General features: G+C 62.5%; 28 protein-coding genes. 11 read left to right on the top strand and 17 right to left on the bottom strand.

What is annotated here, in order from left to right:
* Nucleotides 1–79: 79 nt before the first annotated feature.
* Complete coding sequence (locus D6858_RS15530; RefSeq protein ID WP_120112688.1) at nucleotides 80–2,341, bottom strand: NADP-dependent malic enzyme; 2,262 nt, start codon at nucleotides 2,339–2,341, stop codon at nucleotides 80–82.
* A 119-nt stretch (nucleotides 2,342–2,460) separates the two neighbouring features.
* On the opposite strand from D6858_RS15530, the gene mutS reads away from it, so the two are divergent.
* From mutS to D6858_RS15515, 3 genes are all read left to right on the top strand, one after another.
* Complete coding sequence (gene mutS / locus D6858_RS15525) at nucleotides 2,461–5,085, top strand: DNA mismatch repair protein MutS (RefSeq protein WP_205664977.1); 2,625 nt, start codon at nucleotides 2,461–2,463, stop codon at nucleotides 5,083–5,085.
* Between the two features lie 69 nt (nucleotides 5,086–5,154).
* Nucleotides 5,155–5,481, top strand: coding sequence for a hypothetical protein (locus tag D6858_RS15930; protein ID WP_120112686.1), 327 nt, complete (start codon nucleotides 5,155–5,157; stop codon nucleotides 5,479–5,481).
* Nucleotides 5,438–5,869, top strand: coding sequence for a YidH family protein (locus D6858_RS15515; protein ID WP_120112683.1), 432 nt, complete (start codon nucleotides 5,438–5,440; stop codon nucleotides 5,867–5,869). The genes D6858_RS15930 and D6858_RS15515 overlap by 44 nt, the downstream gene beginning before the upstream one ends.
* Nucleotides 5,870–5,899: 30 nt before the next feature.
* On the opposite strand, the gene D6858_RS15510 is transcribed toward D6858_RS15515, so the two are convergent.
* From D6858_RS15510 to gluQRS, 5 genes are all read right to left on the bottom strand, one after another.
* On the bottom strand, nucleotides 5,900–6,217 hold the full coding sequence (locus D6858_RS15510) for a hypothetical protein (RefSeq protein WP_120112680.1): 318 nt from the start codon (nucleotides 6,215–6,217) through the stop codon (nucleotides 5,900–5,902).
* A 60-nt stretch (nucleotides 6,218–6,277) separates the two neighbouring features.
* Nucleotides 6,278–7,150 (bottom strand): 3-hydroxyacyl-CoA dehydrogenase family protein, encoded by an 873-nt coding sequence (locus D6858_RS15505; protein ID WP_120112678.1) that lies wholly within the window; start codon nucleotides 7,148–7,150, stop codon nucleotides 6,278–6,280.
* 83 nt (nucleotides 7,151–7,233) lie between these two features.
* Nucleotides 7,234–7,803 carry a cob(I)yrinic acid a,c-diamide adenosyltransferase gene (locus D6858_RS15500; protein WP_120112676.1) on the bottom strand — a complete coding sequence of 190 codons (570 nt, stop codon included), beginning with the start codon at nucleotides 7,801–7,803 and terminating at the stop codon, nucleotides 7,234–7,236.
* Between the two features lie 16 nt (nucleotides 7,804–7,819).
* A complete protein-coding gene (locus D6858_RS15495) occupies nucleotides 7,820–8,059 on the bottom strand; it encodes an HIG1 domain-containing protein (protein WP_120112674.1) in 240 nt (79 codons plus the stop codon).
* A 16-nt stretch (nucleotides 8,060–8,075) separates the two neighbouring features.
* Nucleotides 8,076–8,897 carry a tRNA glutamyl-Q(34) synthetase GluQRS gene (gene gluQRS, locus D6858_RS15490; RefSeq protein ID WP_120112672.1) on the bottom strand — a complete coding sequence of 274 codons (822 nt, stop codon included), beginning with the start codon at nucleotides 8,895–8,897 and terminating at the stop codon, nucleotides 8,076–8,078.
* A gap of 123 nt (nucleotides 8,898–9,020) precedes the next feature.
* Here gluQRS and D6858_RS15485 point away from each other — a divergent pair, with 123 nt between their 5' ends.
* Nucleotides 9,021–9,629, top strand: coding sequence for an HNH endonuclease (locus tag D6858_RS15485; RefSeq protein ID WP_120112670.1), 609 nt, complete (start codon nucleotides 9,021–9,023; stop codon nucleotides 9,627–9,629).
* Between the two features lie 2 nt (nucleotides 9,630–9,631).
* On the opposite strand, the gene D6858_RS15480 is transcribed toward D6858_RS15485, so the two are convergent.
* From D6858_RS15480 to dksA, 5 genes are all read right to left on the bottom strand, one after another.
* Nucleotides 9,632–10,423 carry a tryptophan 2,3-dioxygenase gene (locus tag D6858_RS15480; RefSeq protein ID WP_120112668.1) on the bottom strand — a complete coding sequence of 264 codons (792 nt, stop codon included), beginning with the start codon at nucleotides 10,421–10,423 and terminating at the stop codon, nucleotides 9,632–9,634.
* A 36-nt stretch (nucleotides 10,424–10,459) separates the two neighbouring features.
* On the bottom strand, nucleotides 10,460–10,867 hold the full coding sequence (locus D6858_RS15475; RefSeq protein ID WP_120112666.1) for a DUF4112 domain-containing protein: 408 nt from the start codon (nucleotides 10,865–10,867) through the stop codon (nucleotides 10,460–10,462).
* A 26-nt stretch (nucleotides 10,868–10,893) separates the two neighbouring features.
* On the bottom strand, nucleotides 10,894–12,372 hold the full coding sequence (locus D6858_RS15470) for an ABC transporter substrate-binding protein (RefSeq protein WP_240623869.1): 1,479 nt from the start codon (nucleotides 12,370–12,372) through the stop codon (nucleotides 10,894–10,896).
* Nucleotides 12,373–12,436: 64 nt separating this feature from the next.
* Entirely contained in the window at nucleotides 12,437–12,805 is a 369-nt protein-coding gene (locus D6858_RS15465) for a PilZ domain-containing protein (protein ID WP_120112664.1), read from the bottom strand.
* 169 nt (nucleotides 12,806–12,974) lie between these two features.
* Entirely contained in the window at nucleotides 12,975–13,433 is a 459-nt protein-coding gene (dksA, locus tag D6858_RS15460; RefSeq protein WP_120112788.1) for an RNA polymerase-binding protein DksA, read from the bottom strand.
* A gap of 275 nt (nucleotides 13,434–13,708) precedes the next feature.
* Between dksA and D6858_RS15455 the strand changes: the two genes are divergently transcribed.
* On the top strand, nucleotides 13,709–14,038 hold the full coding sequence (locus tag D6858_RS15455; RefSeq protein WP_120112662.1) for an SEL1-like repeat protein: 330 nt from the start codon (nucleotides 13,709–13,711) through the stop codon (nucleotides 14,036–14,038).
* Nucleotides 14,039–14,102: 64 nt separating this feature from the next.
* Here the strand turns inward: D6858_RS15455 and D6858_RS15450 are convergent, their stop codons facing one another.
* The 5 genes from D6858_RS15450 to D6858_RS15430 are packed head-to-tail and all read right to left on the bottom strand — an operon-like array spanning nucleotide 14,103 to nucleotide 17,391.
* On the bottom strand, nucleotides 14,103–15,209 hold the full coding sequence (locus D6858_RS15450; RefSeq protein ID WP_120112786.1) for a GNAT family N-acetyltransferase: 1,107 nt from the start codon (nucleotides 15,207–15,209) through the stop codon (nucleotides 14,103–14,105).
* 23 nt (nucleotides 15,210–15,232) lie between these two features.
* Complete coding sequence (locus D6858_RS15445; RefSeq protein WP_120112660.1) at nucleotides 15,233–16,006, bottom strand: glycerophosphodiester phosphodiesterase family protein; 774 nt, start codon at nucleotides 16,004–16,006, stop codon at nucleotides 15,233–15,235.
* Nucleotides 15,978–16,439 (bottom strand): RidA family protein, encoded by a 462-nt coding sequence (locus tag D6858_RS15440; protein ID WP_120112659.1) that lies wholly within the window; start codon nucleotides 16,437–16,439, stop codon nucleotides 15,978–15,980. Before D6858_RS15440 ends, D6858_RS15445 begins: the two co-directional genes overlap by 29 nt.
* Complete coding sequence (locus tag D6858_RS15435) at nucleotides 16,436–17,077, bottom strand: HAD family hydrolase (protein ID WP_120112658.1); 642 nt, start codon at nucleotides 17,075–17,077, stop codon at nucleotides 16,436–16,438. Before D6858_RS15435 ends, D6858_RS15440 begins: the two co-directional genes overlap by 4 nt.
* Nucleotides 17,074–17,391 (bottom strand): DUF3572 domain-containing protein, encoded by a 318-nt coding sequence (locus tag D6858_RS15430; protein ID WP_420823842.1) that lies wholly within the window; start codon nucleotides 17,389–17,391, stop codon nucleotides 17,074–17,076. The genes D6858_RS15435 and D6858_RS15430 overlap by 4 nt, the downstream gene beginning before the upstream one ends.
* A gap of 43 nt (nucleotides 17,392–17,434) precedes the next feature.
* On the opposite strand from D6858_RS15430, the gene D6858_RS15425 reads away from it, so the two are divergent.
* The 3 genes from D6858_RS15425 to spt all read left to right on the top strand — a co-directional run bounded on the left by D6858_RS15425 (nucleotide 17,435) and on the right by spt (nucleotide 19,395).
* Nucleotides 17,435–17,824 carry a response regulator gene (locus D6858_RS15425; RefSeq protein WP_120112781.1) on the top strand — a complete coding sequence of 130 codons (390 nt, stop codon included), beginning with the start codon at nucleotides 17,435–17,437 and terminating at the stop codon, nucleotides 17,822–17,824.
* A 78-nt stretch (nucleotides 17,825–17,902) separates the two neighbouring features.
* Nucleotides 17,903–18,145, top strand: coding sequence for an acyl carrier protein (locus D6858_RS15420; protein WP_120112657.1), 243 nt, complete (start codon nucleotides 17,903–17,905; stop codon nucleotides 18,143–18,145).
* Entirely contained in the window at nucleotides 18,142–19,395 is a 1,254-nt protein-coding gene (spt, locus tag D6858_RS15415; protein ID WP_120112656.1) for a serine palmitoyltransferase, read from the top strand. Before D6858_RS15420 ends, spt begins: the two co-directional genes overlap by 4 nt.
* Before the next feature lie 32 nt (nucleotides 19,396–19,427).
* Here spt and D6858_RS15410 read toward each other — a convergent pair whose 3' ends face one another.
* Nucleotides 19,428–20,288 (bottom strand): sterol desaturase family protein, encoded by an 861-nt coding sequence (locus tag D6858_RS15410; RefSeq protein WP_120112655.1) that lies wholly within the window; start codon nucleotides 20,286–20,288, stop codon nucleotides 19,428–19,430.
* Between the two features lie 51 nt (nucleotides 20,289–20,339).
* On the opposite strand from D6858_RS15410, the gene D6858_RS15405 reads away from it, so the two are divergent.
* The 3 genes from D6858_RS15405 (at nucleotide 20,340) to D6858_RS15395 (ending at nucleotide 22,948) form a co-directional block, all read left to right on the top strand.
* Nucleotides 20,340–21,038, top strand: coding sequence for a Crp/Fnr family transcriptional regulator (locus tag D6858_RS15405; RefSeq protein ID WP_120112654.1), 699 nt, complete (start codon nucleotides 20,340–20,342; stop codon nucleotides 21,036–21,038).
* Nucleotides 21,039–21,956: 918 nt separating this feature from the next.
* The gene (locus tag D6858_RS15400; protein ID WP_120112653.1) at nucleotides 21,957–22,385 is read left to right on the top strand and encodes an OsmC family protein; all 429 of its coding nucleotides are present in this window, start codon (nucleotides 21,957–21,959) and stop codon (nucleotides 22,383–22,385) included.
* Between the two features lie 104 nt (nucleotides 22,386–22,489).
* The gene (locus D6858_RS15395) at nucleotides 22,490–22,948 is read left to right on the top strand and encodes an ASCH domain-containing protein (protein ID WP_120112652.1); all 459 of its coding nucleotides are present in this window, start codon (nucleotides 22,490–22,492) and stop codon (nucleotides 22,946–22,948) included.
* The last annotated feature ends 89 nt before the right edge of the window (nucleotides 22,949–23,037 follow it).

Here is a 23,037-nt window from a genome sequence, read left to right as displayed (position 1 = left end):
GGTTGCGGGCCTGCGGAGGGTTAAACCACCAACAGGCCCGGCATCATCAACAGCTATCTTATCCGGCAGATAGCCAAAATCAGCCAACCACCCCGGCGGCGGCCAGCACGGCCAGCGTCAGGATATCGGGCGCGATAGCGGTCATCGGCGCGATCTGGACAGGCTTGTTCATGCCCACCATCATCGGGCCGATCGTGCTCGCCCCGGCCAGTTCGCGTAGCAGCTTGGCCGACAGGTTGGCCGATTGCAGGCCCGGCATCACCAGCACGTTGGCCGGCGCCGACAGACGACTGAACGGATACAGCTCCATCACTTTGGGATTGAGCGCGGCATCGGGCGCCATTTCGCCTTCGTATTCGAAGTCGACGCCTTCTTCGTCCAGAATGTGCACTGCGTTGCGGATGTTTTCCAGCCAGCGCCCTTCCGGGTTGCCAAATGTGGAATACGACAGGAACGCGACACGCGGTTCGTGACCCAGACGACGGGCGACCGCGGCGGTTTCTTTCGCGATATGCGCCAGATCTTCCGAGCTGGGGCGTTCGTTGATCGTCGTATCGGCCAGGAACACAGTATAGTTCTTGCCGATCATCAGATGGATGCCGAATGCCTTCGCATCGGGTTTGGGATCGAGCACCAGGCTGACTTCGCGCATGGTCTGTGCGAAGGTGCGCGTCATCCCCGAAATCATCGCATCGCCGTGGCCCAGCGCCACCAGCAGCGCAGCGAAGATATTGCGTTCCTGATTGACCATGCGGCGCACGTCGCGTTCGGTCCGCCCGCGCCGTTTGAGCCGTTCGTAGAGGTAATCGACCATCTGCGGCACCAGCTCGCTATCGGCCGAGTTCTGGATTTCGAAGCTGCCCGGATCGGACACGCCCAGCATATGCAGCTTGTCCGCCACAGCCTTGGTCCGCCCGACCAGCACCGGGGTGCCATAGCCGAAATCGCGGAACTGGATCGCCGCGCGCAGCACGACATCCTCTTCCGCCTCTGCAAAGACCACCCGCTTGGGATTGGCCTTGGCATCTTCGTACACCCGCGTCAGCACCGACGTCGTCGGATTGAGCCGCGCCTTGAGGCTGAGGCGATAGGCATCGAAATCGTCGATCGGAGCCTTGGCCACGCCCGAATCCATCGCCGCTTTAGCCACTGCGCTGGAAACGACTTCCATCAGGCGCGGATCGAACGGGGCGGGGATGATGTAATCGGTGCCGAACTTGTGGTTCACGCCATAGGCCGCCGCCACTTCATCGGGCACACGCTCCCGTGCAAGCGCTGCGATAGCTTTCGCAGCGGCGATCTTCATCTCTTCGTTGATCGCTGTTGCCTGAACATCCAGCGCACCGCGGAAGATGAACGGAAAACCCAGCACGTTGTTGACCTGATTGGGATAATCGCTGCGGCCAGTGGCGATGATCGCATCGGGGCGCACCGCCTTGGCATCTTCGGGCAGGATTTCCGGGTCGGGGTTGGCCATTGCGAAAATGATCGGCTGCGGGGCCATATCCCTGACCCATTCGGGCTTCAGCGCACCGGCGGCCGACAGGCCCAGGAACACGTCGGCGCCCTTCAACGCCTCTTCCAATGTGCGCGCTTCGGTGGGCACCGCATGCGCGCTCTTCCACTGGTCCACATCGGCGCGGCCCGGATAGATCGGGCCGGACCGGTCGCACACGATCACCTGATCGTGTGGCACTCCCAATGCCTTGATCAGTGCAGTACATGCCAGCGCGGAGGCGCCCGCACCATTGACCACCATTCGCACATCCTTGAGGTCGCGCCCGGTCAGGTGAAGCGCATTGATCAGCCCGGCGGCAGCGATAATCGCGGTGCCGTGCTGATCGTCGTGCATCACGGGAATGTTCATCCGTTCGCGCAGTGCCTGTTCAATCACAAAGCATTCGGGCGCAGCGATATCTTCCAGATTGATTCCGCCAAAGGTGGGTTCCATCAAGGCCACTGCGTTGATGAACGCTTCGGGATCTTCGGTATCCAGCTCGATATCGATTGAATCGACATCGGCAAACCGTTTGAACAAAACCGACTTGCCTTCCATCACCGGCTTGGCGGCCAGCGCGCCGAGATTGCCCATGCCAAGGATCGCAGTGCCGTTGGAAATCACCGCTACGAGATTGGAACGCGCGGTATAACGCGCCGCCAGCGAAGGATCGCCGGCAATCGCCTGAACCGGCGCAGCCACACCGGGCGAATATGCCAGGCTAAGATCGCGCTGTGTCGTCATCGGCTTCGATGCGATGATCTCGATCTTACCCGGCCGCACCGTTTCGTGGTAAAACAAAGCTTCGCGGGTGGTGAATGCAATGGGCTTATCGTCGGCCACGGGGGGAACCTTTCTTATGGGGTGCGCGGACCCCCTAACCCAACATAAGCAGATGCAACAGGGGAAAGCGGCACCCTGCGGCGTTCCGAATCGCGCGGATGGCCGCTAACCCCGATGCGATGGCTGCCAAACCCACCCCGATGATGGAACAATACCTCGCGCTGAAGGCGCAGGCAGACGATTGCCTGTTGTTCTATCGCATGGGCGATTTTTTCGAACTGTTCTTCGACGATGCGAAAGCGGCGGCGCAGACACTGGACATCGCGCTGACCAGTCGCGGGGTTCATGGCGACGAACCGATCCCGATGTGCGGGGTGCCCGTGCATTCGGCGGAAAGCTATCTCGCCCGCCTGATTAAAGCCGGGCATCGCGTCGCCATCGCTGAACAGGTCGAAACCCCGGAAGAAGCGAAAGTGCGCGCGAAGCGTGAAGGCACACCGGTGTCGAAAGCGTTGGTCGCGCGCGATATCGTCCGCTTCGTGACAGCCGGCACGCTCACGGAAGAGGCTCTGCTCGAACCCCGGCGGGCGAATATCCTTGCTGCTGTATGCGAAGTGCGCGGCATGTGCGGGGTGGCCAGCATCGATATCTCGACCGGGCGGATGGAGCTGGAAGAATGCGCCCCCGACGCATTGAGCGCGACGCTCGCCCGGATCGGCCCGAGCGAACTGGTCGCGCCGGAAGAATGGGGGGACGCACCCGACGGCGCGATCCCCCGCCCGCGCCACGATTTCACCAGCGATGAAGGGCAGGCGCGCCTGTGCAAAATCCACGGTGTCGCCACACTCGACGGGTTGGGCGATTTCACCCGGCCGATGCTGGCCGCCGCCGGTGGACTGGTGGCCTATCTCGACCATGTCGGGCGCGGCACGCTGCCGCTGCTGCTGCCACCGGTTGCGCGGGCGGGCGGCGTCATGCTGGCAATGGATGAAGCGACCCGCGCCAGCCTCGAAATCCTTGTGTCGCAGCAAGGCAGTCGCGCCGGTTCGCTGGTCGCCGCGATCGACCGCTGTTCGACAGGCGCAGGGGCGCGGCAGCTGGCTGCCGACCTTGCGGCACCGCTGACCGATGTGACGCAGATCGAAGCCCGACTGGCGCTGGTGGGCTGGCTGCACCGCGATCCCCTGTTGCGTAACGATTTGCGCGCCGCGCTCCGCAGTCTGCCCGATATCGGGCGTGCCTTGGGTCGGATCGTCGCCGGGCGCGGCAGCCCGCGCGATCTGGGGCAAGTGCGCGACGGGCTGGCCGAAGCGCGGACAATCCGCGAACATCTGGCCGCCCTGCCCGACCGGCCCGCTCTGCTCGATGCTCTGCTGCCGGATCTGGCAGGGCACGGCGCATTGGTGGACCTGATGCAGCGTGCGCTGGTCCCCGCGCCGCCGACAGAGCGACAGAGCGGCGGCTATATCGCTGCGGGATACGATGCCGCGCTCGACGAACTGCGGCAGATTTCCGGCAACGCCCGCCGCGCGATCGCCGCGCTGGAGGCGAAATATCGCGACGAGACGGGGATTTCCGCGCTCAAGATCAAGCATAACGGCGTGCTCGGCTATTTCATCGAAGTGCCTGCCCGCCATGCCGATGCGCTGATGGCGCAGGACAGCGGTTTTACCCACCGGCAGACAATGGCGGGCGCGGTCCGCTTCAATTCGCTCAGCCTGCACGAAGAGGCGACGCGAATTGCAGAGGCAGGCGGTCATGCCCTTGCCGCAGAGGAAGCGCATTTCGAAGATCTTGTGGAACGTGTCGCAGCCAACCGCGAAACGATTGCCGCCACAGCCGATGCATTGGCCCGGATCGACGTATCCGCCAGCCATGCCGAACGCGCCGCCGAAGGGGACTGGGCCCGGCCCGCTATCGTGGACGATACCGTGCTGCGGATCGAAGGCGGGCGGCACCCGGTAGTCGAAGCGGCGCTGGCATCCAGCGGCGAACGCTTCGTCGCCAACGATTGCACACTGACGCCGGATGATCGCCTGTGGCTGATCGGCGGCCCCAACATGGGCGGTAAATCGACCTTCTTGCGGCAAAACGCGCTGATCGTGCTGCTGGCACAGGCAGGGGCCTTCGTCCCGGCATCGGCGGCCACCGTGGGCATTTGCGACCGGCTGTTCAGCCGCGTGGGGGCGAGCGACAATCTCGCACGGGGCCGCTCGACATTCATGGTCGAAATGGTCGAGACCGCCGCGATTCTGGCACAGGCGAGCGAGCGCAGCTTCGTGATTCTCGATGAAGTGGGGCGCGGCACATCGACTTACGACGGGCTGGCGCTGGCATGGGCGGTGGTGGAGGCGGTGCACGAAACCAATCGTTGCCGCTGCCTGTTTGCGACCCATTACCACGAACTGGGTCGTCTGGCGGAAACCTGCGATGCGCTGAGTCTGCATCATGTCCGTGCGCGCGAATGGAAAGGCGATCTGGTCCTGCTGCACGAACTGGCGGAAGGTGCGGCAGATCGCAGCTACGGCCTTGCTGTCGCACGGCTCGCGGGTGTGCCGCCGATGGTCGTCAAACGCGCCAAATCGGTGCTCGACCGGTTGGAAAAGGGGCGCGCGCAAACCGGGGGACTGGCCGCCGGGCTTGGCGAACTGCCCCTGTTCGCCGCTGCTGCGGCGGAGGCGGAGGAGGAATGCGATCACTTGCGCGAACGGCTACGTTCGCTGGATATCGATACTCTTTCGCCGCGCGAAGCACTCGACTTGCTGTACGATCTGAAACGCGATGCGGGTGAAAGCGAACTTTAACTCTTCGCCCGTTATACGCACGGCACCATGCAGGGATTGTTTCGGAATAGCAGGACGACGTTTCTCGTCGTGATTGTAGTTGCGATTGCTTGCGCTGCAATCGTGGGCGACGGGGGTCCGCGCGAAAACGCCGCCGAATATGTCAAAGCCGCAGACACAGCACGCAATCTGGTCGTTGGATCGGAGCGCCGCGATGCACCCCCTCGTGCGATGACGGGGGAGTCCGGCCTGCCAATACCGGCCGATGGGCGCCCGATCGACAATGCCGCGGGAATGGACCCTGCACCGACGATGTCCACCGATGGCGACACGGGATTGGCGCCCGATCTCGATTCGTCTAATGTAGATGCTGATGGAGTCCCCATCCCCCAATACGAAACCCGCTCCGCAGAGTGAGGAAACGAGCAGCACCGCCCTTGCTGAGGAGCGGACGGAGCTGGCCGAAGATCGTAATATCATGGCGATGGAGCGCACCTTTGCAGGGTGGATACGCACGGCTTTCGCAGCCATCGGCATCGGACTGGCGTTCAGAGCGGTATTCGGGGCATTCGATCCGCCGTGGCTGGCGCGCGCGATTGCGACATTGTTTATCGTATCAGGTGCTGCACTTGCACTGACCGCGCAAAAGCGCGCCTGTCGCACACTGGAGCGGCTCCACCCGCATACGCTGGAATCGGCCTCGCCACCAAACTTTCGACTGCTCGCTTATGCAGTCGTGCTCGGATCGGCAGTGCTCGTCGCGGGACTATGGCTTCTCAACGATGGAAAAATCGGCCCCGGCTGAACCATCGGGCGCAACCGGGGCACGAAACGCTTATTCGCCATCCGAAGGCAGATCGCGATCGAGCTTGTTGCTTTCGCTGTATTTGCCCTCGTCATCGTCCATATTCGGCTCGCCGCGATAGGCGTCCATGTCGATCCGGCCCGAACTTTCCATATCGCGCATGTGATCGATCACGTCCTGCGTCGAATCGCCCATCAGGTCGCTGTCGTTCGGCCCCTTCACGCTTTCGGTCGGGCTATGCTGCGTCTGGTGCTGCGCCTGTTCGGCAATCGTTTGCGCCTGGCTGGATTCGTTGTCCTGCTCGCTGTTGTGCAGCTCGGGTGCGGTTGTGTCGTTGTTATCGGACATGGATAATCTCCTTTGCCCGATCAACGATCCTGCCCTGCGCCCGTTCCGCTTTGCCCGCGTTCAGCGGGTAGGGACCGGTGTATCTCCGCTGTAATCGTAGAAGCCCTTGCCCGTCTTGCGGCCGAGCCATCCGGCTTCGACATATTTCACCAGCAGTGGCGCGGGGCGGTACTTGCTATCGCCGGTCGTTTCGTGAAGCACTTTCACGATTTCGAGGCAGGTATCCAGCCCGACGAAATCGGCCAGTTCCAGCGGCCCCATCGGGTGGTTCAGGCCGAGACGGCAGCCCTTGTCGATGTCTTCGATGCTGGCAGTCCCTTCGCCCAGCACAAATACCGCTTCGTTCAGCATCGGCACCAGAATGCGGTTGACGACGAAGCCCGGCGCATCCTGCACTTCCACCACTTCCTTGCCGAGACCGGTGCCGAATGCGCGGGTCCGGGCCAGTGTGTCGGCAGACGTGGCAAGGCCGGGGATCACTTCGATCAGGCCCATCACCGGCACCGGGTTAAAGAAATGCAGCCCGATAAAGCGCGCCGGATCGGGCGACCAGTTGGCCATGCGCGTGATCGGGATCGAGCTGGTGTTGCTGGCCATGATCGCATCGGCGCCCAGCACTTTGCCAGCGGCTTCGAAAATACCCTGCTTGATTTCCGCGCGCTCGGTCGCGGCTTCGATAATGAACGTGGCGTCGGCCATCGGTGAAAGGTCGGCAACCGGCTCGATCCGGGCAAGCGCCGCCTCTGCATCGGCGGCGGCGATTTTCTCACGCCCGACCAGTCTGGCCAGCGCTTTCTCGATCCGCCCCCTGCCCTTTTCCGCAGCAGCGAGATCTATATCGGACAGCAGCACTTTCATGCCATTCTGCGCGACAGTTTGCGCGATCCCCGCGCCCATCTGCCCTGCGCCGATTATTCCGATCGTAGTGGTCATGCCTGCCAATTCCTTCGCACCTGCAACAATACAGGCGGGTTAGCGGGCAAGGATGGCTTTGGCCAGAGGGTTGGTAGCCTGCGTCAGCGGCTGCCGCCGGGCACCCATTTCACATCCGCACGCCCGCAATCGTTGAGCAGCCGGGCAAGCTGGAAGAGATAGTCCGACAGGCGGTTGATATAGGCCATCGCCGCCGGATTGACCCGCTCAGCCGCGGCCAGCGTCACCATCGTCCGTTCGGCCCGCCGCACGACTGCACGCGCCAGATGCGCACGCGCCGATGCCTCGCTGCCGCCGGGCAGCACGAAACTGGTCAGCGGTTCGAGTTGTTCGCCCGCCGCGTCGATTTCCCGTTCCAGCCATTCGATTTGGGCAGGCACGATACGCAGCACCATTTCGGACGGGGTGAAATCGTCCCCCGGCGTCGCCAGATCGGCGCCCAGATCGAACAAGTCATTCTGGATACGGGCAATGGCCGCGCCGTGATGGCTTTGCGCCAGATCGGTTGCCAGCAGGCCGAGCACCGAATTGGCTTCGTCCACTGTGCCGATGGCCTCCATACGCGGAGCCGATTTGGCGACTCGCGAACCATCGACCAGACCCGTAGTGCCATCGTCACCCGTGCGGGTGTAAATCTTGTTCAGCTTGACCATAAATGGTGCGGCGCAGTCAGGAACCGCGGCCGAACATCAGGATGATCGCCACCACGACAACCGCCAGCGCCTGATACTTCACGCGGTTGAACATCATCTTGTTCTGCAACAACTGCAATTCGGTCGCGCCGGTGCCGTCCCCGCCCCGGTCGATATCCTCCCGGCTGCTTTTGAGAAAAGCAATCACGCCGCGCACCAGCGAGACGACGACCAGCGCCATAAGAACGATAAGGACAATGCCGAGAAACATATTCATACGATCAACCTACCCCTCAACCCAGAGAAATGCCAGCAGGGAAGCGATGTTCGCGCAATGCCTGCGCCAATGCCGCCCCATCTTCGCCCGCTTTCCGCCGGTCGGCAAGCGATGGGGAACCGCGCCGTTTGGCCAGTTTCTCTCCGCTGTCGTCCAGCAACAGCTGGTGGTGATGCCAGCGCGGCACAGGCAGATCCAGCAAATGCTGTAACAGCCGGTGCACATGGCTGGCGGCGAACAAATCGCGCCCGCGGGTCACCAGCGTGATCCCGTCCGCCGCGTCGTCCAGCGTGGCCGCCAGATGATAGCTGGCCGGCGCATCTTTACGCATCAGCACGACATCGCCCAGCAGATCGGGCCGTGCGCGCTGCGTACCGGCCAGTTCGTCTTCCCACGACAAAGGCCCTGCCCGCTCCATCGCTTTCGCCGTGTCCAGCCGCCATGCCGCGCCCGCCGGATCAACCGGCCGACCGCGACAGGTGCCGGGATAGACCGGACCTTCCGGCCCGTGCACCGTCGCGGCCGCGGCGATTTCCGCGCGGGTGCAGATGCAGGGATAGAGCAACCCCGCCGCCCGCAATCGCTCCGCCGCAGCGGCATAGCTGGCCAGCCGGGTCGATTGCGCGGGCACCGCATCCCATTCGAGGCCGAGCCACGCCAGATCCTCGGCAAATTCCGCCGCCAGTTCCGGGCGAGAGCGGGCCCCGTCGATATCTTCCAGCCGCACGATAAACCGCCCGCCCCGCGCCAGCGCGAGATCGTGCGCGACGATGGCCGCATAGGCATGGCCCAGATGCAGCGATCCGTTCGGACTGGGGGCGAAGCGGGTGGTTTCCATTGCCGCACTCTCTAGCAAGACGCAGCTCTGCGACAAAATGCTTGTGGATTGCGGCACTGTCATCAACTTGACTCGTGAATCGGCAAATGCTCCCTTCGGATCAATCAGGGAGGACACTCAAGCGTGTTCAAAGCCGAACTGATCGAGAAAGCCGCGCGTTTCCGCAGCGCCGATGGCGATCCCACGCGCAACCTGCAGTCATGCCCTGCGCTGGTGCTCAACGCCGATTACACGCCGCTTTCGTATTACCCGCTCAGCCTGTGGTCCTGGCAAACCGCGATCAAGGCGGTTTTCCTCGAACGGGTGGACATCGTGGCGAGTTACGACCGCGAAGTGCATTCGCCGTCGCTCGACATGAAAATCCCCAGCGTGATCGCGCTGCGGCAATATGTTCGGCCCAACGAATTTCCGGCCTTCACCCGGTTCAATCTGTTCCTGCGCGACCGGTTTACCTGCCAGTATTGTGGCAGCGAGCACGACCTGACGTTCGATCATGTCGTCCCTCGCCGGGCAGGCGGGCGCACGACATGGGAAAATATCGCCACTGCCTGCGCCCCATGCAACTTGCGCAAAGGTGGCCGGACACCCGAACAGGCCGCCATGCGGCTTGCGGTCAACCCGATCCGGCCGACAAGCTGGCAACTGCACCAGCAAGGCAAATCATTTCCGCCGGGCTATCTCCACGAAACCTGGCGCGACTGGTTATACTGGGATGTCGAACTGGAGGCCTGAGGCTAAATCGCAGTCCGCACGCTCAGCAGTTCGGGGAAGAACGCTTTCTTGAGCACGCCTTCCAGATAAGGCACGCCGGCGGTGCCGCCCGTGCCGGTTTTGAGACCGATGATCCGCTCCACCGTTTTGAGATGGCCAAACCGCCAGCGCTGGAAGTGGTATTCCAGATCGACCAGCTTTTCCGCCAGCTCATACAGGTCCCAATGCGCGTTTGGATGGCGATAGATGTCCGCCCATGCCGCCTCGACCTCAGGCGAGGCCTCCCATTGCGCGGTGTGATCGCGGCTCAGTACTGCATCGGGAATGGCAAACCCGCGCTTGGCCAGCAGGCGTACCGCCTCTTCATACAGGCTGGGGCGCGACAGTTCGGCACGTAGCTGCGCGGCGATATCGGGCGTGGCCTCGTGCATCGTCACCATGTCGGGGTTGCGACCGCCCAGCAGGAATTCCATCATCCGGTATTGCGCCGACTGAAACCCGCTCGAATTACCAAGGTGCGGGCGCACCCGCGAATAATCGTGCGGGGTCATCGTGCTCAACACGTCCCAGCTATCGATCAGTTGCGACTGGGCACGGGCCACGCGGGCCAGCATTTTGAACGCAGGGCGCAGTTCGTCAGATCGGATCAGGTCCCGCGCAGCGAACAGTTCGTGCAAACACAGTTTGAGCCACAACTCGCTCGCCTGATGAACGACGATGAACAGCATCTCGTCATGCGCGCCCGATGTCGGGTGCTGCGCCGACAAAATACGGTCGAGGTCGAGATAGGATGAATAAGTTACGTCACGGGCCATGCCCGCCGCTCTACGCCAATCCGGTCTCGGTTGAAACTACTGGTCGATCGTCCGCTGCGCCGGATGGTGTTTATCCAGATGGCGCCGCACGATTTTCATATTGCGCGTGTTCGAGCGGAACATAAAATCCGCCGCGTCGCCCACCAGCGGCACAGCACCCAGCGCGGTGTCGAACGCGACATTGCCCGCCATGCGCCACAGCTTCCACTTAGGCATCCCGAGGTTGCGCGCTTCCCATACGAGCCACGCGCCCATCGCAGTGGTCACCAGATCGCCCAGGACCGGGACCAGCCCGACGATCGCATCCAGCCCGACGCGGAAATTGATGCCGGGCACGACAAACCCATTTTCCAGCAGTTGCTCCATCGCCTCCATCCGGCGGCGAACGGAGGCCGGATCGTTGCCGATCGGCAGCTCTATCTGCATCCGGCGGGGCTTTTCCATTGTAGCGCGTGCTCCTGTCATACCCTCTATTTGGGGTCGACGGCGAGCGGGAACAAGGGATGCACCGAAAGGCGCGTCGGCGCAAAGCCCAGCACTGAGCCGCGCACCAGAGACCAGCGCACCGGCGCGCCCAGCGGAATGAAGCCCTGCATGGCGGTCAGCCGCGTTTCCGCCTCCAGCAACGCGACATGGCGTTTGGCCGGGTCGATTTCCTGAGTTGCCAGCTTCACCAATTCGTCCGCCTCCGGCGAACACAGCAGACGGCGCACGCTGCACGCGAACTGGTTGAGATACCAACGCGGGCTGCCAAACCGGGCGAGCGTATCGATCAGCACCAGATCCGCCGCGCTGCCCGGCCCGACACGCACCGCCGTCACGCCAATCGACTGCCAGTTCTGCGCGATCTGCTGGAACAGGCGATCCGAGCCCGGACCGGTGGGAAGCGAAATCCGCACTTCGGCCTTGTTATCGCCGCCGTTCGCCCAGCCTGCGATGCGCTGGCGCGCCGATGCCTGCCGCTCTTCCAGCGTAAGGCCTGCCCAGCGCTCCCCCGCATCGCCCCCGGCAATCGCCGCCGGAACCAGTCGCGTGCTGGGCACCCAGCCAGCGATGTTGAACGGGCTCATCAGCGTATCGCGATCGATGGCCATCGCCAGTGCTTCGCGGCGCACGGCATCGCCCAGCAAGCCATCGTCACGCACAACCCGCAGCCCGAAGATACCCTGCGCTGCATCCAGCCGGACTGTTCCGCGCGAGAGCGGCCCGGTGTCGGCACGCGGAAAATCGGCCAGTCGCCCGTCGAGTACGACATCGACCTCGCCACTACCGAACGCGGCGACCGCATCGGCACCGGATAGCCCGCGCACATGCAATTTGCGGACGCTTTCCTCCCAATCGGGCACCGCGGGCAAGCCACGTTTTTCCGGGGGCAGCGGAGTCAGCACGATCCCGCCGTCGCGTTTGTTTTCGGCCAGCACCATCGGGCCAGCCACTTGCTTCTTATAGGATATGCCCAGTTCGGGCTGTGCGAGCAGCTGGAGGAAATCGGGCACTGGCGCGCTAAGGTCTATCTCCACCACCCGCCCTGTCATCGCCCGCACTTGCGATACCGCCGCCAGATCGAGGCCCAGCGAAGTTCCGCGCAGCTGGCGGATCGTCTGGCGGAGCGAATCGCGCACCTGTTCCGCAGTGATCTGGCTGCCGTCGGGCCAGTTGGCATCGCGAACGCGGAAGATGTAGCTGAGCCCGTCTTCGGTCACGATCCAGCGTTCGGCGATCGACGGCACGATCTCGCCATGCGAATCCAGCGATACCAGCCCGGTGGCCGTGGCCGCGCGAACCTGTTGTGCCGCCGACGACAGGCGCAGGCCGGTTTCCAGCAAATCGGCCGAATCGGCAATGAATGCCACCTCTACGGTATCGGGATCGCCCGAGCCGCCGCATCCACCCAGCAACGCTGCGGCGGCAAGCATGGCAGACAGGCGAAGGCGCGAAGTGGTCATCATGGCAAGGACTAGCACCTTGCCAGTCGCCAGTCAGCGCCCCACGATGCGATTTTCGCGACCGGCGTCAGAGTTTGCGAAGTCTGGCCGGATCTTCGTAAGTCATCGGTGGACGGGTATAGCGCGGACTGGTGAGGTCGGCGTTGCTCTTTGTCACAGATGTACGCGGTGCCTTGGGGTCGATTTCCGATGCGAAGCTGACGCCAAATCGATTGCCCTGCACCCACGCGACACTGCCATCGATTTCACCGACATTTCGCAACGCCACAACTATCCGTGATCCGCGTGACACAGCGATATCGCCTTCGCCCATCATGCCGCCGGAAGACAGATTACGAACCTTGATTCTCTCTGTCTGCGCCGCACCTTCCAGGCGAACGTCAGCCATAAGGAAAAGACTTTCGCGTTCCGCATTGCGCGTTTCAACGCCAGCCATCAGGTCACTGCTCCGTGATCTCTCAAGTCCATAAAAGTCGGGCGGCGCTCTATGCGGCCACACAGGATTCATACCGCCAAACAGCCTAATGAAGCTTTAAACCGCAGTGCATCGAATACGGGAAGTTCTTAGCGAATCACAATGATGCGCCTGCCTCGCAGCAGCGCGTTCAATCGTCGCGCGAAATCTTCTCGCGGCGTTCGTGCGCTTCCTGCGCCTCAACCGTCATTGTTGCCACCGGACGAGCGATCAGACGCTTCAGCCCGATGGGATCGCCAGTGACTTCGCAATATCCGTATTCGCCTTCGTCGATCCGGCGCAGAGCGGCATCGATCTTGGAAATCAGTTTGCGCTGGCGGTCGCGCGTTCGCAGTTCGATACCCCAATCGGTTTCGCTGGACGCACGATCATTGAGGTCCGCTTCGCGGATCGGCCCGTCTTGCAGTGACTGTAAGGTTACACTGGCGGATTCGAGGATCGAACGTTTCCATTCGACCAGCAGCATGCGGAAATAATCCTGCTGCGCGGGCGACATGTATTCTTCGCTTTCGTCCGGTAAATAATCCGGGGCAAGCGCGCGTTTCGCCTTTTCAAGAATGTCGATATCGCTGGACGCCAGGCTGGCCATACATGTCCTCTGCTGCAGATCGACAACTGCACCGGCCTCCGGGATGGCCGCTGCCGCTCCGATCGCGTTCGGCGGGCCTATAGGGTGCTGCTCCAGCGCGCACAAGCAACAATCCCGGAAGATGCGGAATCGTCCACTAATTACTTGTCGAAAAGCACTGGCTTTCGTTCAGAACTCACTTTTTCCGAACTCTCATTAACTATTTATTGACCATAAACCGGTTGAACTCGTCCCATCGGCAACAGGGGTTTGCCACAACAGGGGGATGAAGATCGATGAAACTGCACAAGATCGAAGGGGCGTGCACTAAGCTGCCCGATGATGAGACCGCCGACATGCTGGTCGCCAATTGCCTGACCGCAGCATCGCAGGGCGACGCAACAGCGTGTTTCGATCTCGGCGTAGCATATTCGACCGGTAGCCACGGCGTGAACTGCGATCTGATCGAAGCGCACAAGTGGTTCAACCTTGCTGCTACGCGTGGACATGAAGAGGCATCATGGTGCCGCGCCGACGTTGCCGACGAAATGACTGCCCGCGAAATAGCCGAAGCACAGCGTCGTGCACGGGAGTGGCTGAGCGCAGGCGTCCGTCACGCCGCCTGATCCGAATCGCCGTTAGCCGCAGCTCCACCGTATGGGGTAGTGTAACACTCCGCGGCAGCAACCGTTAGCCTTTGCGAAACGGGGTGTGCTCACCCAACCATTGGCGATCATGGGCAATCCCGGCTTTCTCGCGTTCGAGATAATCGGCCACCGCTTCGCGGAAACCCGGATCGGCAATCCAGTGCGCCGATGTCGTCGCCACCGGTTCATATCCGCGCGCCAGCTTGTGCTGCCCCTGCGCCCCGGCCTCGACCCGTTGCAGACCCAGCGCAATCGCCGCATCGATCGCCTGATAATAACACAGTTCGAAATGCAGGAAACGCCGGTCTTCGTTGCAGCCCCAGTATCGCCCGTACAGTGTCGTCCCGCCAATAAAGTTCAGCGCCCCGGCAATCGGCCGCGCACCGTCGAACGCCAGCATCAATAGCACCCGGTCGCCCAGTCGCTGCCCGATCAGGTCGAAAGCCTCGCGGGTGAGATAGGGCTGCCCCCATTTGCGCGCGCCGGTGTCCTGATAGAATTCCCAGAACGCATCCCAGTGCTCCTGCCGGATGTCCGCGCCACGCAAGTGGCGGATTTCCAGCCCTTCCCGCGCGGCGGCGCGTTCCTTGCGGATCGCCTTGCGCTTGCGACTGGCGAGCTCATCGAGAAAGGCCTCGAAATTACCGTAGCCGCGATTTTCCCAGTGGTACTGGATATCGTGCCGGATCAGCCACCCGGCGTCTTCGAACAACGGCAGCTGATCGGGCTGGAGAAATGTCGCGTGGATCGATGACAGGTGGTTTGCTTCGGCAAATTTCTCCGCAAAGCCCAGCAAGGGCGCGGCAAGGTCTCGGTTATACGTCAGTACCCGTGGCCCGGTCGCTGGAGTGAATGGCACGGCGATCTGCAGCTTCGGATAATACCGCCCGCCTGCCCGTTCGTATGCATCGGCCCAGCCGTGGTCGAACACATATTCGCCCTGACTGTGCCCCTTCAGGTAAGCGGGCAGCGCCGCCAGCAATTGATCGCCAGCTTCAATCACCAGCGGCGCGGGTTGCCACCCGGTGCCGTCACCGACACTGCCCGAATCTTCCAGCGCAGAGAGAAATGCATGGCTGACGAACGGGTTATCGCCATCGGTCAGGCTGTCCCACTGTTCAGCCGAGAACTCTCCAACCGAACCGGCCATGCGCGCGACAAGGTCGGCTGCGCTCACGCCACACCTTCTCCTTCGGCAATAGGCGCATCGGCGTGCACAGCGGCCCGCTCACGCAGTTCACCCGTGCTGACCGTCCACGTCAGCACCGGCAACCCGCGTTCACGCTGCGCCGCCGCAAACCGGCTCGGCAGATCGCGTATGTCGTAAGCGATGAAATCGGGGGCTGCATGCCACAGCGCCAGATGACGCTCGACCGTGCCGCGCAGCCCGCGGTTGCCTTCCTCCGTCACCACCAGACCGCGCACGGTCTCCGGCGCGTGGACCGAGAACCAGCGCCCGACACGCGGATCGAAGCTCATCACAGCATGATCACCGCGATACCCCTCCAGCGCACGCAGCACCGCGAGGCACAACGGGCTGACCTTGCGGTCGCGTTTCGACTTGATCTCGATAATCAGCGGAACTTGCCCGGCAACCTGATCGAGCACACGGTCGAGCGAAGGGACACGTTCTGCCGAACCGAGCAGGGTGAGCTGTTCCAGTTCCGCCACGGTGTGCGCACCGGTGGCCCCGGTCTGGTCGGTCAGCCGGTCCAGTTCCCAGTCGTGGAACACCATCGCCCGCCCATCGGCGGTTTTCTGCACATCGCATTCGATGCCCATCCCCCGCGCAATCGCACCGGCGAAGGCAGCGGGGGAGTTTTCGGGCACGACATCGTCGTGCAGCCCGCGGTGCGCATACTCCCTGCCCGCCAGCCACGCCACGCGCGCGGGTTCGGGCGGCGGAGCGCGCAGCGCGTCAATCGGGGCGAACGGCGACAATCGCATCGACTTCCACCGCCGCACCCAGCGGCAATGCAGGAACGCCCACAGCGGCACGGGCATGTTTGCCCGCATCGCCAAACACTTCGGCCATCAGATCGCTGGCACCATTGGCCACTTTCGGCTGATCGGTGAAATCGCCGGTCGAATTGACGAACGCGCCCAGCTTGACCACCCGTTCCACGCGGTCGAGCGAGCCGAGTGCCGCCTTGAGCTGCGCCAGAATCATCAGGCCGCAGGCACGGGCAGCGGTCGCGCCATCTTCGACCGATACGTCTTCGCCCAGACGGCCTTTCACCAGTTCGCCATCGACGAACGGCAGCTGGCCGGAAACGTGCGCCATTCCATTGGTAACAACCACAGCAACATAGGATGCCACCGGGGCGGCGGCCGTCGGCAAAGCGATGCCAAGTTCGGCAAGGCGGGCTTCGTAACTCATGCGTCTTCCTCTTGAGATGGATTGTGCAGTTGATCCTGCAACCAGGGTAATGCCTCGGCCCAGTTATCAATCCGGGCGTGTGCGTGACCGGCCCGGTGGGCACAGTCGATATGCGGGGCCAGCATCGGTTCACCGCACAGATGCAGGCGGCGCACATCGGGCACCGTTTCGGACACTGAATGATGGTGCTGCGCCAGATCGTCGATGAACACCGACCGGCTCGGTGCGTATTCCTCGATAATCGCTTTCAGCGCGGGGCCTTTCGGGCCCTGATTGGTGAACACGCGGGCATGGACGCCCCAGGCGGCAAGCTGTTCTGTCCGGCGTTGCTGGCGCTCGTCGGTCAGGTTGGTCAGGATCACGACATCGGCATTTTCCGCCAGCGTGTTGATCCCTTCCACCGCCCCTTCGATAGGGTTCTGGCGGTGCATTTCGGTGTCGAAAAACCCGCCGAGCAGGCGCCAGATATCGCGTTCTTCCACCGGTTGCCCGGTTTCGCGCCAGCGCATCGCAGTGGCGAAATTATTGCCGACGAGGTTGAAATCCACCCCCTGCGTTTCGCCCAGCCAGTCTTTGAAATGGGCAACCATGTGCAGCAGCACTTCGTCGCAATCGGAAATCACCAAGGGGCGCGTCATCGGGCCAGCTCCGCATGGGCTTTCACCAGCGCTTCCGGGGTAACGTTCAGCGCGTCCGCCGCCAGCAGCAGGTCGGGCTCGTGCGCCTCCAGAAAGCCGAGAACGGCGGACAAAGTGGCTCTGTCGGTCAGATTATCGCGCAGCACCTCAGGCGTCAGCCCGGTCAGCGACAGCAAACGTTCCGCCCGTTGGGAATCGGACAGAACCCAGCCCAGCGCCGACAAAGCCAGCGTGTCGGGATCGCCCGAATGGTGGGCATGCGCTCCCGAATGATTATCAGATTGTGAACCTTTGGTAATTTTTGCTAACCTCAAGCCATTCGTTCAACGCGTGTTCGCGCGTAAGGGAGCCGCTCCAGTGGCAAAGAGAATCCTCGTTGTCGAGGACAACGACCTTAACCGGAAATTGTTCTGCGACGTATTACGCGCCAACGGCTTCGAAGTCGAACCGGTAGCCGATGGCGAACTGGCGCTGAACACAGCGCGCGCGTTCGATCCCGATCTGGCGATCATGGATATCCAGCTTCCCAATATCTCCGGGCTCGATCTGATTGCGGAAATGAGCCGCGATTCGCAGCTTTTCAACGTCCCCGTGCTGGCGGTCACCGCTTATGCCGGGAAGGGCGACGAAGAAAGAATCCGCGCCGCCGGGGCGGCCAGCTATCTCGCAAAACCTGTTTCCATCGGGCCATTTATGGCCGCGGTTCGCAAGCTGGTGGAAGATGTGGCAGCACAACCCGTGGCTTGACAATCGCCCCTGCGGGCCGCTTTTGCGCCGCAATGACGTGGCACCCGGTGTCACCCGAACGATGAAAGAGACCCAACTATGGATCGTGCCGAAGTCGAAACCCGCGTTCGCACGCTGATCGAACCTTTCAACAAGAAAGGTGTCGCGATCGACGAAGACACTACATTTGCCGGCGATCTCGAATTCGACAGCCTGACGGTGATGGATTTCGTCGCTGCGATCGAGGATGAATTCGATATCATTATCAGCATGAATCAGCAGGCCGAAATCGAAACCTGGGGCCAGTTGATCGACGCCGTCAACACGATGCAAGCCAAATGAGCGAAGGCATCGGACAGCCGGATAAACCGGCGGAGCTGACGGGTAACACCCCGGATTTGTTCAGTAAATTTGACCCTCTGATCCAGCAACGCGCCGATCTGCTCGCCGCCGGAGTGGAAGACCCGTTCAATCTGGTGATGGAGCGGGTGTTGTCGCCCACACGGGCGATCTGCAATGGGCGCGACACCATTTTGCTGGGCACTTACAACTACATGGGCATGACCTTCGATCCCGATGTGATCGAAGCGGGCAAGCAGGCGCTCGACGATTATGGTTCGGGCACCACCGGCAGCCGCGTACTCAACGGCACGTATCAGGGCCACCGCGAGTGCGAGGAAGCGTTGAAAGAGTTCTATGGCATGGAACATGCCATGGTGTTTTCAACGGGTTATCAGGCCAACCTGGGGATCATCTCGACCATTGCCGGCAAGGGCGATTATGTCGTGCTCGACATCGACAGCCATGCCTCGATCTGGGACGGCTGCGCACTCGGCAATGCGGAGATTGTTCCGTTTAAACACAATGATATAGAGGCGATGGACAAACGGCTCGGTCGCATTCCCGAAGGGGCGGGCAAGCTGGTCGTGCTCGAAGGCGTCTATTCGATGCTCGGCGATATCGCTCCCCTCAGGGAAATGATTGCCGTTGCTAAGAAACATGGCGCGATGGTGCTGGTGGACGAAGCCCATTCAATGGGCTTCATCGGCCCCAACGGGCGCGGTGTGGCGGAAGAGCAGGGCGTGCTGGACGATGTCGATTTCGTGATCGGCACTTTTTCCAAAAGCGTCGGCACCGTCGGCGGGTTCTGCGTTTCAAACCATCCCAAGTTTGAAATCATGCGCTTAGTATGCCGCCCTTACGTTTTCACCGCCTCACTGCCGCCCAGCGTGGTGGCGACCGCGGCCACTTCGATCCGCAAGCTGATGGCCACCGGCCATAACAAGCGGGCGCATTTGTGGGAGAATTCCAAGCGGTTGCACAAGGGGCTGACCGATCTCGGGTTCGAACTGGGGACCAGCGAACCGCAGAGCGCCATCGTCGCGGTCATCATGCCCGATCTGGAACGCGGTGCCGCGATGTGGGAAGCCCTTCTGAAAGAAGGACTTTATGTCAATCTCGCGCGCCCCCCGGCGACCCCGGCGAACATGACGCTGCTGCGCTGTTCGCTGTGTGCCGAACATTCGGAAGAAGAGGTCGGGACGATCCTGGGAATGTTCGAACGTGCTGGAAAGGCAGTAGAAATCATCTGATTCCTACTGCCGACCTGCGAAGGTAGCGGCCTTTAGGCGGCCGCTCCTTCCTGTTCCAGCGGCGCGGCAACCGCGTCTTCGTCTTCGGGAAACGCCTTGTTTTCCGGGAAGACAGGCCACAGCAACTGCTGCCCCAGTGTCGCCGGAGCCAGTCCTTCGACGCCGTAACTTTGCGGATAAGTGCGGGTAATTTTCGCCGTTCCGAACAGAATATCCCAGAAGAACAGCAGGTTGCCGTAGTTCCCCTTATAATTCACCGCCGGGTCGTCGGCATGGCGGCCGTGGTGGGCGTGGTGGGTCGCGGGCGTCGAGATAGTGCGTTCCACCAACCACATCACCGGGCTGAGCCACTTGATGCGATAGAGCGGGCGGTCCCACGCGACATCGGAATGCGCGCCGATAATCACCAACATCTTCACCACGATATATCCGGCGTAAACCCATCCAAGACCAAGGAAAACCAGAAATCCGCTGAGCCAGATGCCCGGCATCATCGCATAATAGATGATATTGTTCCGATACGTCAGCCGCACCGACATATAGCGCCCGTTATGGTGCGCACGATGCAGATTATACAGCCAGTGATACGAATGGCTGAGCCGGTGCCACCAGTATTGCGTCAGGTCATCGCAAACCAGAAACAGCAGGATTGCGGCAAACACATTCAGGTTGGCCAGCGCGCCGGCCCATTGCGGAACCAGCCAGTTCGCCAGCGCCGCTGTGCCCAGCACGATGGCGGGCTGGGTGATCGCCAGCAGGATAACCATGCTGAGCACTTCGACGATTCCGTCGTCGCGGGTCTGTTCGGCTTTGACGAACAGGTTGGTGCGGAACAGTTCGAGTATCGCGAACCCGAAATATATCCCGATGATGGCAATCGATGACGCGGGCATCCTGCTCTCTCCTTTTGTTTTGGCTGGTTTAGCGGTATCCGGGGCACAGGAATGTCAAATATCGAACAATCCGAACCGGGGATCACCCCGCCGCTACGTTCGCTGCTGTCGGCCATGCTGTTCGAGGCCCTGCCCGACAGCGCCCGCCGCCAGCTGCGCGACCATGCGCCGGTGCAGTCGTTTACCGACGGTCAACTGATCCACCAGCGCGGCACCGCGCCCGACGGGTTCTGCCTGATCGAGGAAGGCACGGTATCGGTCGGCCAGTTCCTCGCCAGCGGAGAGTTCCGCTCGGTCGCGCTGCTCGGCCCCGGCGATTCGTATGGCGAGCTGGCGATCCTGTCGCGGCGCCCGCGGATCGTCGATTCGCTCGCCCGTGGCCCGGCGCGGGTGCGGTTCATCGGCGGGGCGCTGTTCGAACGGGTGCTGGCAAGCGATCCCGCGGCGATGCGCGCGCTGCTGGGCGCAATGGCGGCGCAGTTACAGGAAACGCTCGACCTGCTGGCCGGCATCCGCAGCGGCACCACGCTGGCCCGCGCCGCCGGTCTGCTGGGCAATCTGGCCGGCGGGGGCCATCAGCCGCGCACCGTCACCATCACGCAGCAGGAAATCGCGGACCTGCTGGGCGTCACCCGCGCCACAGCCAACGCCGCGCTCGCCCGATTGGAGAAGAACGGCCTGATCGCGCGCAGTTACCGCGCGATCACCGTGCACGAACCCGCCCGCCTGCGAATTCGCGCGCTGGAATGAGTGACGGGGTGGTGGGTGGAAGCCTGGTTCACACGAAGGCACGAAGGCACGGAGTGGGGTTGGTTCAGAGGTTGGAGTCGCACTGCCGATGGCTGGCCAATACTCTCGCCCGCCTCCTCCCCTCGTCATTGCGAGGAGGCGAAGGCGACGTGGCAATCCATGGACCGCCGCTTGCGCCAATCACAACGGCCGCGATGGAGGGAGGCGGAGGTGCGTGAGACATGGAGGGTAGCGGCAAACGAGTCGCCCGACGATGCGGCAGTCCCCGCCAGCAACCCCGCGCACCCCACTCTCCCCGCATCCCCTCTCCCTCCGGCACACCGTCGCCCCGGACCCGATCCGGGGCCCCGCTTTTCTCCCGCACCGCGTTGGAGGTAGCTGGACCCCGGCTCGGGGGCCGGGGTGACGGGATAGTGGGTGGGGTGACCCAGTAACTACCGCCTCGCCTCCTCCCCTCGTCATTGCGAGGAGCCGCAGGCGACGTGGCAATCCATGTACTGCCCTCGCCCCAGCCACCACCGCCGCGATGGAGGGGGCGGGTGGAGGCCTGGTTCACACGAAGGCACGAAGGCACGGAGTGGGGTTGGTTCAGAGGTTGGAGCCGCACTGCCGATGGCTGGCCAATACTCTCATCCGCCCCCTCCCCTCGTCATTGCGAGGAGCCGTCAGGCGACGTGGCAATCCATGGACCTCACCTCATCCCAGCCACAACCGGTGCGATGGTCGGAAACCTCTCGCCATGAATTGCTTCACTGGGTTCGCAACGACGAAGGGGGAGGGGAAAGGGGTCGGGCGGTTCGGCAGCCACTGCCATCCGCAATATCCTCAACACCCGCACCACGCCCCACGGGGAACCGCGCGGCTTGCCGTGCGTCCGGTGAGGGAACCCTCATTTCCCAACAGAACAGGATTATCCCCATGGCAACCGTCAATTCCGCCACCGCCCGCTACGAAGGTCTGGGCAAAGAGGGCAAAGGCCATATCAGGACCAAATCGGGCGTGGTCGACAATCCCTATGGCTTCAACACCCGGTTCGAAGGGGCCCCCGGCACCAACCCGGAAGAGCTGATCGCCGCCGCGCATTCGGCGTGTTTCACGATGGCTCTCAGCTTCGCGCTGGCCCGTGCGGGGCACGAGGACGGGACGCTGGAAACCACCGCCAAAGTCACGCTGGACAAGGATGGCGACGCCTTCTCGGTCACCCAGTCCGCGCTGACGCTGACCGGCAAAGTCGCCGGAATCGACGAAGCGAAATTCCGCGAACTGGCGCAGGAAGCGGAAAAGAATTGTCCGATTTCCAAAGTGCTCAATTGCGAAATCACGCTGGACGTGACGTTCGAGGGGTAAGCGCGACATATCCGCGTGGCCCCTTTGCTACGACCGTTGTGCAAAGGGCCACGCGCCGCCCGCCGGGGTTGCCGCCGGTGCGTCCGCACGGATAGAGGCGGGCCATGCATCCTTCTGTCGAACACCTGTGGCAGCGCTATCGCGCGATCGACCCGGCGGCGCCTGCCGATACTCCGCCCGCATTCCACTTCTGCGATAACCGCGAAGATGCCGATATCTGCGCCGATCTGGTCGTCGCGGGAAAGAAGCGCGCAACCGCAAGCTCGCTTGCCGAACTGGAGGCATCGGGCGATCCCGTGCCGCAGCCGGGCGAATATGCCATCGTCACCGACTGGGCCGGGCAGGCCCGCGCGGTGATGCGTACCACGCACGTCAAAATCAAACGGCTGGGCGATATCGACGAGGACTTCGCAGTGAAGGAAGGCGAAGGCGACCTGACGCTGACATGGTGGCGCGAAGCGCACGACGCCTATTTCACCCGCGTTCTGGCCGACACCCCCTATACCGTGGACGACGACCTGCAGATCGCCTGCGAAGAGTTCGAAGTGGTGTTGACCGGATAGGCTGGTTGCGCCTGTGGCGGGTGGAGGCCCATACCCCTCGTCATTGCGAGGAGCCACAGGCGACGTGGCAATCCATGGACCGCCGCCTG

The sequence above is a fragment of the Tsuneonella suprasediminis genome (genome assembly GCF_003605755.1).
Taxonomy (GTDB): Bacteria; Pseudomonadota; Alphaproteobacteria; order Sphingomonadales; family Sphingomonadaceae; genus Tsuneonella; species Tsuneonella suprasediminis.
This window is presented reverse-complemented; position numbering and strand designations above follow the sequence as displayed.